This is a genomic window from Niastella populi, assembly GCF_002078015.1.
Classification (GTDB): domain Bacteria; phylum Bacteroidota; class Bacteroidia; order Chitinophagales; family Chitinophagaceae; genus Niastella; species Niastella populi.
On sequence record NZ_LWBP01000002.1, the window covers coordinates 212,824 to 225,099 of the forward strand.

The following is a 12,276-nucleotide window of genomic DNA, read 5'->3' on the forward strand; positions in this document are numbered from 1 at the left end:
TCAACACCAAATTTACGACATGCGTAAAATAAAATGGGTCCTGATCGCTCTGGCAATTGTAGCTATTGTTTATCTCTTAGGACCAAACCCCTCTACCCCGGTATATTCAACCACTATGCCGGCTGTTCCGGCCGAACCAACCGCCCTTGTAAACTATATTAAACAACAGGAAGCCGCCCACAGCATTAAACCCGATAATGAAGCCCGGGTTGTATGGGCCAATGATTCTGTAAACAACAAGACCGAGTACGCGTTGGTATACCTGCACGGCTTTACGGCTTCGCAGGGCGAAGGCGACCCCGTTCACCGCAACCTGGCCAAAAAGTTCGGTTGTAATTTATATTTATCCCGGCTGGCCGAACATGGCATAGATACAACGGAGCCCATGGTAAACCTTACCGCCGATAATCTTTGGGAAACAGCGAAACAGGCGCTGGCCATTGGCAAACAGATCGGTAACAAAGTGATTCTGGTGGGCACCTCCACCGGCGGTACGCTGGCATTGAAACTGGCTGCCGAATACCCCAATATTCATGCATTGATCCTGATGTCGCCCAATATTGCCATCAACGATCCTACAGCCTGGATACTGAACAACCCCTGGGGGCTGCAGATAGCCCGGCTGGTTACCGGATCGAAATACCTCGATTCAGAGGACACCCGCGAGGCTTATCGTAAATACTGGACACACCACTACCGGATTGAAGCTGCGGTAAACCTGGAAGAACTGGTTGAAACGAGCATGAATAAAGAAACATTTGAACGGGTTAAGCAACCTACGCTTGTATTATATTATTATAAAAATGAAGTTCACCAGGACAGCACAGTGAAAGTAAGCGCCATCAGGGAAATGTTCAGCCAGCTGGGCACACCGGCTGATAAGAAACGCGAAAAAGCCATGCCCAATACCGGCAATCATGTCATTGGTTCGTGGATAAGATCGAAAGATATACCGGGTGTTGAACAAGAAATAGCGTTGTTCATGACCGAAGTGCTTGGCATAAAGCCCATATAAATTATAAAGTGTGCCACACCTTCGGGGTGTGGCACACTTACCTGCATAAAAAAAGGCCCCGCCATAAGCGGGACCCTTTTTATTAATGAAACCCTGCTGTTAGTATCTTCCGTAGTTATTATTTCTGCCATTGTTATTTCTGTCGTTCCTGTCGTTATCGTACCGGCCATCATTCCCCCTGTTGTTACGGCTGTTACGATCGAAGGCGTAGTTCGATGTTGTTTTAACCACTACCTTGCCTGAACGGTTGATATCGATATTGACCAACTGGGCAGCATTAATAAACATCGTGCTGTTGTAGATCACCTGTGTCTTTTTTCTAAAACCGAAACTTTCCGTTTTGTAGATAGTGATCGAGTGGTTACCTGAGCGAATGTTATCCAGTACAAACGTATTGTTCAGATTATACATCACACCGTTTATCTTCACCTGCATCATTGCACGATCGTTACTTGAGATGGCTATTTTAGAAGTTCTTGGGCCGGGAGCAGCAAAAGTGGTTATGCTAAACAATACCGCGATAAGTGTAAAGATCTTTTTCATATACTGTTTCCTCCATTGTTTTTATACAGTAATAGATTGCGTTTAAGGCAGCACGTTTACTAAGGAGGTGTTAAAGAGGAGAACGCTGAACGCAAATACAAATACAGCCGAACGCCATAAGCCGAACGTAAATCCGAATACGGCTTCAGGCAGTGGTTTACACAATTCCTTTAATCGCGTATTATGCAAAAAAATGACCCCTCCGTTGTGGAGAGGCCATTGCTACCTGGTATAGCGTTTAGCGCTTGTTATTTGTAATACCGGCCATCGCGGTCACGATCGTTATAGTCGGGTCTGTAGTCACGTCCCTGGCCATAATCCCTGGCATTACGTCTGCGGTCGTTATGATCGAAACGGGTGTCTACCCAAACTCTTTCCCTACGATCGATGCCAATGTTCAAAGATTCCCAGGGTTTAACAACCATTACATTGCTGTACACCCGCTGCGGTCTTTTCCTGAACATTCCGTAGTTATCTATTTTGTACACTTCTATGCGGTGACGGCCCGAGCGAATGTTATCAATTACAAAACCGTTCCGGTTAATGTTATATTGCTTACCATCGATGAACACCTGTATGAAGGCGTCGCTGCTACTACGGATGGCTAACTTACTATCATCGGGGCGAGGGTTACCGTTAGCTGCAAAAGTTGTTACGCTGAACAAAATGGCTGCAAGTGTAAAGATTCTTTTCATATACTGTTTCCTCCATTGTTTTTATACAGTAATAGATTGAAAACAGTTAATGCCGTTTACAAACGGTATGTTAAAGAACTAACACTTGTTAACCTTTGCCCTTAACCATCCTTTGGCAGCTTTTACACGCCTTGTTATCCTTTTTTAAACTCTTCCAGCACATCCATTTCACCCTGGCAAACCCTTACTTTCTTCCAGTCTTTTTCTCCCTGCAGATGTATGATGTATACAGCGGGCCTGTCGGGCATTTCTATCTCCTGTATCACATAGATCTTATAGTCGTAGTAAGTGCTTTTTACCTGTGCGCGTATATTGCGGGCCATTCGTTTTTCTTCATAATACTTCATGATAAAGTTCAGATCGCCGCGGCTGGTGTACACCACGCGGTGCTGAACACTGTCGCGGAAGAACACGGCAATAAAGCTGCTATTGGTGTTATGCCACTTTACATTTTCCGCATCACCATAGCGGCCCACGAAATCGCGCATGGCCCGCACATTGATGTCGTTCAGATAATCGCTTTTCGATTTCAATGATCTAACGGCAGCTTCTGATGTAGCATTGGCGTTCGACTTTACATTGGCGGTTGCCAGCGCATGTGCGCTTTGCTGCGAATAAACACAGCCAGTTAGTACCACGACGGTGATGCCCGTGGCGATCAATAATTTTTTCATTGCTATACTTTATTTAGAATTAAACAATCCAACGCAATATATTCGCTTACATAAGCAATTATTATAAATTGGTATTTATGCCGGTCACATGATAAGCTCTGCCAAACACGCTAGAATAGTTGACCGGAAAATATCCGCCAGGTATATGCAGCATATCCACTCCTGAACAGCATTTGCGAAATGTTTCGCCACGTTACTGATTTACGGTTAAGGTTATGTTAATAAGGAATTATGGAAAACCTCACTGCACCTGCATAATATGTACAACAAACGCTTATTATTTTTCAAAGTCCTCAAACGTACAATGGCAGACTATATTGAAAAACTCCCGCCATTTATTTACATGTAAGGTCACCACCCTGAAACCGGTACGCTGAAAACTGCGCTACATCAAGGATTTTGCACCCGTCGTGTAACAAATAGTGTAGGGCCGCCGGTATTGTATTGCTTTGTTATGGTAAACACACAATTTTTCATAACCTAAAACATTCATTATGCAAAGCAGCTCATTTAAAACCTTATTGGTTTTGCTTCTTACAACCACAATGGCGTGCCTGCAATCATTTACAATAGCAGGAGGCGAGGTATTTGAGATCTATCTCAACAATAAACTAATAATTTCGCAGGCAGTACATAAACCTTTTACACTGCAGAGTTTACAGTTAGATAAAGCCAATAAGAACGATCAGCTGGTGATCTATTACCACCATTGCGGGCATACCGGTAAAGACAGAACTATTGTTATTAAAGACGATAAAGGCAATACCATTAAAGAATGGAAATTTGCTGATGCATCCGGCTCTAAAAAGGGTATGACGATACCGGTAAAGGATTTGTTACAACTGGAGAAAAATTATTCGGGTTCAAACCTGAACATCGTTTATTATGCGCAACAATTGCCGAAAGGCAGGGCGCTTTCAGCAATTCGGTTTAACGGTAAAAGCACTACCTGGCGCATGCAGCAGGAGTTATGGCCGGTAGGCAATGCCAGTTTCATCAGGAAATAACAAGCGCCTGATGAATGCAAATAAAGAATACAGCCACAGGCTGCAAGCTAAAGGCCGTAAGCAACACAAACGTATTTACCCGCGCCGATGGCTTGCAGCCTGCAGCTGCATCCTGAATGTAACTACCCTATGCCTGTTCTGAACCTGTTGTTCTAAAAGGTCTTTTTATACTCTTCCACCACCTCCATTTCTTTTTCGCATACACGAACATTCTTTAACGTAGTGGCGTCTTCGAGGTGCACTACGTATACCAATGGTTTCATGCGCGCTTCAATTTCCTCAATCAGGGTAATGGCATAATCGTAATACTGGCTTTTTACCATGCCCCGTACATCGCGGGGCATAACGTTTTCGTGATACTGCCTGATGGTATAGGCAAACGCTCCCCTGCTGTTGTATACGGTTCTGCAACGGCTGTTGTTTTTGCCCGTATACTTTACCACATACCCGGTTTCTATCAGCATCCATTCGGCATTGGAAGCTTCTTTATCGCGCTTCAGAAAATCGCGCATAGCCTTTACATGAACTTTGTTGATGGGCAGGCTGTTCATGTGCAACGAATGCAAATTATCAGTTAACGCAGGACGGCTGGCTTGTTGCGCTGTTGCCGCTCCGTAAAGCAGCACAACAGTGATACTTGTTAAAATTACATTTTTCATGGCTGTATTTTTTTGTATATGATCTGCGTTCTTTGCAACAAAGCAACTTAATTATCGGCCACCTGTTTTTTTAAATTAGATGAACCCAACGGCTTTTCGGCAACCGTATAAAAAACGGCAATTATGGCGTTTGACCGGGAAAATGGTCGTTTGTCGAAATTGAGGGTATCAGGAAAAGAAGCCAAGGCCGGGAGGTAATAAAAAGATAAAATTGAAAGCAGGCATAATCATATACAGGTTAACCTGTCATGAACGTTATCTTTGCCTTTTGTAATCTGATAACATGCAGCGAAAGATCATATATTTAATTAACCCCATTTCCGGTACCAAAGGAAAATCTTCTTTGAAAGAGTTGATTGCCACTGAAACAACCAATCGCCACATCCCCTTTGAGATATTACCTACGGCTGCAGATGGCGATTACAGTTCAATAAAACATAAAATAGAGTTGGAACATGTTACAGATGTGGTTATTTGCGGCGGCGATGGTACGGTGAACCAGGTAGTAAAAGCGCTGGCGGCTACCAATGTGCAATTTGGCATTATTCCCATGGGCTCGGGCAACGGGCTGGCGCTGGCGGCCGGTATTCCAAAAGCCAGTGCAAAAGCCCTGGAGATCGTATTTACAGGAAAGGCCGTTTTAACCGACGGTTTTATGGTGAATGAACATTTTGCCTGTATGTTGTGCGGCCTGGGTTTCGACGCCCAGGTGGCTCACCAGTTTGCCGATCAGCCCAAAAGAGGTTTGGGCACTTATGCCTCGCTTACCACCCGGCATTTCTTCAATGCCAAACCATACCCGTTCAGGGTAATTGCCAATAAACTCGAATTCAGCACGGAAGCTTTTTTTCTGAGTATCGCCAACAGCAACCAGTTCGGAAACAACTTTACCATTGCCCCGCAGGCTATCTTAAGCGATGGTTTGCTCGATGTGGTGATCGTAAAAAAGATTGCCAAGCCATTGCTGTTACTTACAGTTATGCAACAGGTGCTGGCAGGCCGTATAAGACGGATAGAGAATTCGATGAATTCGCCGGTCATTTACTTTCAAACCAGCGAACTTTTTATCAGCAATCCCGCCGAAGCGCCCATCCATATCGACGGGGAGCCGTGGGAATGTCAACGGCAACTTCATATCAGGGTTTTACCGCAATACTTTAAACTGATACACGCCGCTAACGGATAGTAAGCGGGTGAGGTTTGCTTATGAGCCGGGTGAACTGGGTAAATGTTTGCTGGTTACCGGCGCTGCCCAATGCCCCGGCAATATCTTTTTTCTCGCTTTTGGTAAGGTGAAAATTCAGAGCAGCGCGGGCGTCGCTTTTTTCAGGTACATATTGAAAACAAAAGCTGTAAAAATAATTCCCCATCATCGATCGCGCCAGCCCCATGAGATCGTTCTGGCTATACTCCTGCATTTTGAACCAGTTGTACTCGAGTAACAACATAGGTTTGGTGGCTATTTCGGTTATACTGGTCGATTCATACGGATGCTCCCAGCCGCCGGTCTTCCGGTCGCGGATATGGATCAGCACTACGCCCGATGTATTATCCCGGATCCATTGCTGAAATACCTGAATAAACCGAAGCGCGGTTTCCTGGCCGTAATTATCGCGTATACCGGCGTCCATTACATCGATAACAGGATCGCTGGGCAGCCATACGTTTGGCAATACATACGGGAACGTTGCATTCATGCGCAGGGCGGTGAGCATGCGAAGGTTCAGGGGGTCCTGTTTTGAGAACAATGCCTGGTAATCCACCGCATCGGGATCGGCATCGAGCACATGATTTGTATCGTAGGCCGGGCGCATCAAAAAGCTCATGGGCTGGGTGCTGATGATCATTTTGCGGCCATCGCGGGTGACTACCGAATTGAAGAGCATCAACGGTATGCGTGCATTCTTTTCATCGTCGTACCAGTCTTTCAACTGCTTATTCAACATGCCGCGGGTATTCGAATTCAGCTTTTGCTCAAAGGCATAGCCCCGGTCTTTTATATACTCATACGGCCCTACTTTGAACCGTTGCGCCGGCGCCGCCAGATCGCGGGCCACAAAGGAAGTGAACAAGGGGTTCAGCAGATCGTTTGCAATATCGTTCTGCCAGGTTTTATCCTGCAAATCGATCTTTTGTCCGGCCGCACGTGCCCTGCTCAGCTCCCTGAAATAGGAAGCGCCCAGCATGCCGCCCGAGGCCCCGGTAATGAGCACCGTTTTGTTCATCAGTTCCCCATGCGTTAAACTATCGAGACGCTGCAGCACATTCATGGTAAAAGTGGCGCTGCGGTTACCGCCGCCGCTTGTGGTGATCACGAACATCAGCGGTTTTTCACTGGTTTGTTTCTTTTTCCAGTTCTCCAGAATAGAGATCATGTGTTGTTTGTCGTTCCGTATTTTTTCAGGCGTGCACAGCGATAGCAAGGATTCGGATGTGTAAAGCGGCCGCTGATCCTTGTTCTTATAATTCAACCCGTATGCTTTATTGCTGGGGTCAATTATTTCATAACGGTATAATACATTGGTGAGAAGGAACAGCACAATGACAAACGGAATGCTCCAGCTTTGCAGAAAATACGAAAAAGCGCCCGAAACGGCGATCAAAATAGCAAAGAACAGGGTAATGCCGGCGGCGGCGGGCAACTGGAACAGTGGATTATCTAAACAAAAACCCAGTAGTATGAGCCCTATAAAAGCAATGAAAATGGAAACTACCGCGGCAAAGTGGTGCCGGCTGAAAATGGTTTCAATAAATTCCCGGCTGTAGTGCGATACGTCGCGTACCTTTTTAAGCCTGAACATGGCGTTCAGATACCACTCCACTTTTATGAGGCGGCTTTGGTTAAGCCGGGTTTCATCTTTTTTGAACTGGGCCTTGAACAATTGCGGGTTGCTGATAACGGGAGTAAGCCGCCGGATGATATTCTTATCGGCCCTGAAAAAATAAAAGAGCGAAAACATTATGATGAGGATCAAACCGCTCAGGAAACCCAGCACCAGCAAGGTGATCTCTCCGTACGTCATCAGTTCCTTGTTACGTTCAAACGCTACCGCTTTTATGAAATAGAAAACAAGGAAAATGGCGGGTATGCCGCCGTTATTGATGCAATATTTTAAGAATGGGTTGGAAGTGGTGGCCAAAAACCTGAAATGGCGGCTGAACAAAATGAAGGTGGTAATGTTCCAGCTCATGATGAAAACGCCGATGGCCATTCCAACGAACAGCGAGGCCAGTATACTTACATTGCCCAGGTATTCGGGGGCCAGGTACAGCGAGTCGGCGCCGAATGTCTTCATAAAAGTACCATTCACCGTACTGAACAACACGAACCAGAAGATCAGCAGCACCTGAAATTTTTTAAAGTGCAACATGAGCAACTGAACAGGAAACGAATGATATAACCCCTTCCAAAAAAGTTTCATACTAACCCAGGCATTAATGTATTATTCTTGCAGCAAAAGGCGCTTTTTGAACGGCTTTCCCCAATATACTACATAAACGAAAAGACAGTGCCAAGATTATGATGATTGCTTAAAAGATGGGTTTCGGGTCAGAAATAACATGGCAACCAGGCTCAGCAACAACAACATTCCGGTAACCTGGTGTAATTGTGCCATCCACTCGAAGGTTCCCCAGCGATTGGGAACTATTCCCGTACTGGTTAACACGGAGAAAATTCCCAGTATTACCTGTAGAATTACGAAAATGAGCGGCCAGCTGCGAAGTTTGCTGAAGAGCACGCTGGAAGTAGGCGCGCGAAAAAGCTTTATAGAATAACTTATTATCAATATTAATAACGTATATGCCAGTCCCCTATGCACAAAGTGTATGGTGGTTTTATTCTCAAAAAAATTGAGGGTTACAGGCTCTTCTTTTAACATTCCGGCAGGCACCCAGCTACCGTTGATGGTTGGCCAGGTAGGCGCCGCGGTGGCTGCCTTATGACCGGCCATCAACGCACCGAACATCAGTTGCACGAATACGATGGCGATAAGCACCCAGGTCCAGTTATTCAGGTTTGGAAGATCCAGGCGTTTTCGCGCCGGAATTTTAATACGCAGCCCGATCCAGAAGGCGTAGGCAATTAAAGCAAGGGCAAAAATGAAGTGCATGGCCAGCCTGGTGGGCCGCACATACACCGCATCGCCGGTAAGGCCGCTGGCAACCATGATCCAGCCGATGGCTCCCTGAAAAGCGCCAAAGAAAAAGAGGAAGAGCAGGGAATTGATGAATTCCCTTTTTATATATTTTTTTGCCAGCAGGTACACGAATCCTATTACAAATGCCACGGCAATCAGGCGCGCCCAAAGGCGGTGGAACCATTCCCAAAAAAAGATGAATTTAAAATCAGCGAGGGTGAAATCGGTATTCAGTAACCGGTATTGAGGCGTTTGCTGGTATTTGACAAACTTTTCGGTCCATTGCTGTTCGTTCAGCGGGGGCAATGCGCCCGTAACTACGTCCCATTCGGTAATTGATAACCCCGAACCGGTGAGGCGGGTAACGCCGCCCAAAACCACCTGCACCAATAACATGATCACGCCTAAAAATATCCAGTTGGATACCGCCCGGTTGGCCCGTTGTTCAAAAGATATGGTAATCATCGCGGCGCAAAGATAGGAAGCCTAATTTGATAATGTGATAATTGAATACAGGTTCGCTACATCCGGGACTGATAACCTACCTTGCGCCGCCCGAAGATCATTGCCTTTTTGCCTTTGTATTTTGTATTTCATTATCACATTATCACATCGGTAAATTATCACATTACTTTAATGTACCCCCATCCCTCGTGCTGTTTGCTCACGATTTCAAAAATGGCATCGGGCACCACATCTACACCGGGAAGCAACTGGCTTTTATCAATATTATGCCGCTTCATGGTGGCGGCGCATACTTTAAAACTCGCCTTTTTATTACGGCTCAATTCCTGCACGGCCTCCGCAATAATCGATTTATCTTTCATTACCATGGACAGTGCATTGCCATAGATGGCCACTTCCAGTTGCGCATCGGGGCGCGATTGTGAAATACCACGCATTTGCCTGATAACGGTTTTGTGTGCAGCCGTATCGTCGCTGGTTATATCGAAGATCACTTTGTATGCGTTTGATTGCGCCATTGAAAACACCGGTATCAATACCAGTGCGGCTATAATTATACTGTTCTTTTTCATATCGATGTTTTACAATTCAAAAAAGAAAATCCGGTTAGTTCTTCCTGCCCGCTTTTGCCTGTTGAATAGGATCGAACGGGCCAAACTTATGCTGCTGTGCAGAAAAAGTATCGGCATATGGGCCAAAAGGGTAATCCATGGGTTTGGCATCTATTTTCGGCCAGTCTTTCGAAAGATCTTTATCGGGGCGCGGCTGCGCATTTATGAATGCCGCCACATCCCAGGCCTGCTCATCGGTCAACTGTGAATTACCGTGAGAAACGCCATACGGCATATTATCTTTTACGTAACCGGCCATCCTCGACAACCGGTACAATCCGGCACCAATATTATAACTACCGGGCCCCCACAGGGGCGGATACAGGTAACCCACATTGGTTATGGTATCGGGTTGGCCGGCGCCATCTGCACCATGGCATAAACCGCATTTTTCTGCAAATACAATTTTCCCCTTTTCAGGGTCTGCCGGGCGGTTGAGGCTCTTTAATGAAGAAATGCCAACGCCCAATGGCTTTTTGCCTTTTTCCACGTTTGCCCCCAGCCAGTGCATGTACGCTACTATGGCGCGCATTTCGCGGCTGTTGCTATCCAGTGGTTTTCCGTTGAGGCTTCTTTCGAGGCAATCGTTCACGCGTTTCTCAATCGATTCAACTGTACCGCTGCGATCCCGGTAGCGCGGATAAGTGGAAGCTACCGCGCTGTAATTATTTCCCCAGGGTTTGGTGCCCGCCGCCAGGTGACAGTTCTGGCAGTTCATACCATTTGAAATATGAGCTACTTTTCCTTTGGGACCGAAATAGTAGGATGTTCGGGCAATAAGATCGCGGCCATAACGTACCTGGTCACCCGCAGCAGTATGGGGTATACTGTTTGAATCGGGTGCCTGCCAGGGCATTTCCGGCACATCACGTGGTTGCAGGTTAGCCGTTTGTTTAGCTATTGCAGGGTTGCCGTTCTTACGCGGGCTAACATTCAGCCAAATGGCAACAGGCACTGCTATTGCCAATAATCCATATACCCAATTACGGTTCATGATAAAGCAGGCAAGGTGCATGAAGGCTCATGCTGCATACCGGGCATTACCGGCATGCAACATGTAACCCGTATAAATAAGGGGTTTAAAAATAAAGTTTGTCGCTACCAGGTGTGCTGCGCTTCGAAAGTGTGGCAACCTGTTTAATTGTTCTTAACCGGCAAAGCAGTAGGAACAGCCTTTTTCCTGCGCCCGGCCCAATGCCCATACGCCCGATGGAACAACCTGTATATTGGGCAATACGCCGGCCACCCATTCTTTCTTAACTGTTTCAGCATCCATTTTCATCATATCGGCAGCCACTGCACTATACACAGTCATAGCCATGTCGCATACACAGAACATAACGCCGGTATCCTGCAATTGATTGATAGCAATGGGCACAGCGCCAACACCAGGTATTTTATAATCTTCTTTTGGCTTCCAGAATGGATTTTGCGTTGCCCATTCCTTTGTTACAGGATCATGGGCTTTGAACAATTCACCCATTTTGTATTTAGCCCACAGATCGCTTTGCAGGGCATATGGAATGGCATCGTGCCTGAGCACAACCACCACACTGCAATCTTTTTCAGGTGTTCCGGTGGCGGCATTTGTTAACAAAAAAACCTTTGGCCAGGCAAATGGCATCAATTCGTGCGGTTGTGTAGCATCGAAGACAATGCGGTGTTTTCCTTTTATCTTATTGAACCATGCTTCCACATCGCCAAATTCATGATCGGCAAAAGCCTGGTTTGCCTGCGCCTCAAAAGGAGCAAGAGAAGCTGTACCAAGCGCTGCTGCACCAGCGGCAATTTTTCCCAAAAAGTTACGGCGTGATTCGGCGTTTAAATTGTTGGTTTGCATATACTGCCAGGTTTTAGTTTATAGAAAAGAGAATGAAGAATCATATAATTGAACCTGCACTTTCTTACACTACGTGTTCATTGAACCCAAACAGGTATGGGCCGGTTAACATACCGGCATGGGGCTGGATAAACTCATTCATGGAGTAGGTACAATACTTCGTTACATTCCTGATGATGCTGCTAATAAGAATCCCCGGGTATAAATCAATTCCCCTGTGGTTATTCAGTCAATTGGTGAGGGTTGGGTGCTACCGGAACTGCTTACATAATAGAAAGGAAAAGGTTCTGCATACAATATCGTTTTTAAAGGAAGGAATATCCGTTCTGTAGATATGAAATACGCGGCTACATTAAATCCATATTAAAGATAGTTATATTACGTATTAGCAGCCAAATTTATTAAAAGAAGGGTTGTCCCATTAAATTATCTGTTATTGTAATTGAATTTTCCGGCTTTGTAATTCAATTGAACGGCTTTGTAATTGAATTAGCCGGACTTCTAATTCAATTGAACCGGTGATTCAATTGAACCGTGTGGTAATTCAATTCAACTGTGCGGTAATTGAATTAAACAAACGGGTAATTCAATTGAATTGTGTGGAAATTGAAGTGGACGGGCTTCGAAA

General features: G+C 45.7%; 12 protein-coding genes. 3 read left to right on the forward strand and 9 right to left on the reverse strand.

From position 1 onward, the window contains the following. Positions 1 to 19: 19 nt before the first annotated feature. Positions 20 to 1,015, forward strand: a complete 996-nt coding sequence (locus tag A4R26_RS03315) for an alpha/beta hydrolase (RefSeq protein ID WP_081160251.1) — start codon at positions 20 to 22, stop codon at positions 1,013 to 1,015. Between the two features lie 99 nt (positions 1,016 to 1,114). On the opposite strand, the gene A4R26_RS03320 is transcribed toward A4R26_RS03315, so the two are convergent. The 3 genes from A4R26_RS03320 to A4R26_RS03330 all read right to left on the reverse strand — a co-directional run bounded on the left by A4R26_RS03320 (position 1,115) and on the right by A4R26_RS03330 (position 2,927). Beyond that, positions 1,115 to 1,558 (reverse strand): DUF8447 domain-containing protein, encoded by a 444-nt coding sequence (locus tag A4R26_RS03320; protein WP_081160255.1) that lies wholly within the window; start codon positions 1,556 to 1,558, stop codon positions 1,115 to 1,117. A 248-nt stretch (positions 1,559 to 1,806) separates the two neighbouring features. Next, positions 1,807 to 2,253 carry a DUF8447 domain-containing protein gene (locus A4R26_RS03325; protein WP_081160260.1) on the reverse strand — a complete coding sequence of 149 codons (447 nt, stop codon included), beginning with the start codon at positions 2,251 to 2,253 and terminating at the stop codon, positions 1,807 to 1,809. 134 nt (positions 2,254 to 2,387) lie between these two features. Beyond that, entirely contained in the window at positions 2,388 to 2,927 is a 540-nt protein-coding gene (locus A4R26_RS03330; RefSeq protein ID WP_081160265.1) for a hypothetical protein, read from the reverse strand. Between the two features lie 494 nt (positions 2,928 to 3,421). Between A4R26_RS03330 and A4R26_RS03335 the strand changes: the two genes are divergently transcribed. After that, entirely contained in the window at positions 3,422 to 3,934 is a 513-nt protein-coding gene (locus A4R26_RS03335) for a hypothetical protein (protein WP_081160270.1), read from the forward strand. Positions 3,935 to 4,086: 152 nt separating this feature from the next. Here the strand turns inward: A4R26_RS03335 and A4R26_RS03340 are convergent, their stop codons facing one another. Beyond that, on the reverse strand, positions 4,087 to 4,593 hold the full coding sequence (locus A4R26_RS03340; protein ID WP_081160275.1) for a hypothetical protein: 507 nt from the start codon (positions 4,591 to 4,593) through the stop codon (positions 4,087 to 4,089). 283 nt (positions 4,594 to 4,876) lie between these two features. Between A4R26_RS03340 and A4R26_RS03345 the strand changes: the two genes are divergently transcribed. Next, positions 4,877 to 5,779 (forward strand): diacylglycerol/lipid kinase family protein, encoded by a 903-nt coding sequence (locus A4R26_RS03345; protein ID WP_081160280.1) that lies wholly within the window; start codon positions 4,877 to 4,879, stop codon positions 5,777 to 5,779. On the opposite strand, the gene A4R26_RS03350 is transcribed toward A4R26_RS03345, so the two are convergent. The 5 genes from A4R26_RS03350 to A4R26_RS03370 all read right to left on the reverse strand — a co-directional run bounded on the left by A4R26_RS03350 (position 5,769) and on the right by A4R26_RS03370 (position 11,648). Beyond that, the gene (locus tag A4R26_RS03350) at positions 5,769 to 8,015 is read right to left on the reverse strand and encodes a patatin-like phospholipase family protein (protein ID WP_081160285.1); all 2,247 of its coding nucleotides are present in this window, start codon (positions 8,013 to 8,015) and stop codon (positions 5,769 to 5,771) included. The genes A4R26_RS03345 and A4R26_RS03350 overlap by 11 nt on opposite strands. Before the next feature lie 96 nt (positions 8,016 to 8,111). Beyond that, a complete protein-coding gene (locus A4R26_RS03355; RefSeq protein WP_081160289.1) occupies positions 8,112 to 9,197 on the reverse strand; it encodes a COX15/CtaA family protein in 1,086 nt (361 codons plus the stop codon). A 158-nt stretch (positions 9,198 to 9,355) separates the two neighbouring features. Next, complete coding sequence (locus A4R26_RS03360) at positions 9,356 to 9,769, reverse strand: DsrE family protein (protein ID WP_081160293.1); 414 nt, start codon at positions 9,767 to 9,769, stop codon at positions 9,356 to 9,358. 34 nt (positions 9,770 to 9,803) lie between these two features. After that, complete coding sequence (locus tag A4R26_RS03365; protein ID WP_081160613.1) at positions 9,804 to 10,802, reverse strand: c-type cytochrome; 999 nt, start codon at positions 10,800 to 10,802, stop codon at positions 9,804 to 9,806. Positions 10,803 to 10,955: 153 nt separating this feature from the next. Continuing rightward, positions 10,956 to 11,648 (reverse strand): twin-arginine translocation signal domain-containing protein, encoded by a 693-nt coding sequence (locus tag A4R26_RS03370; protein ID WP_081160297.1) that lies wholly within the window; start codon positions 11,646 to 11,648, stop codon positions 10,956 to 10,958. Between the last annotated feature and the right edge of the window lie 628 nt (positions 11,649 to 12,276).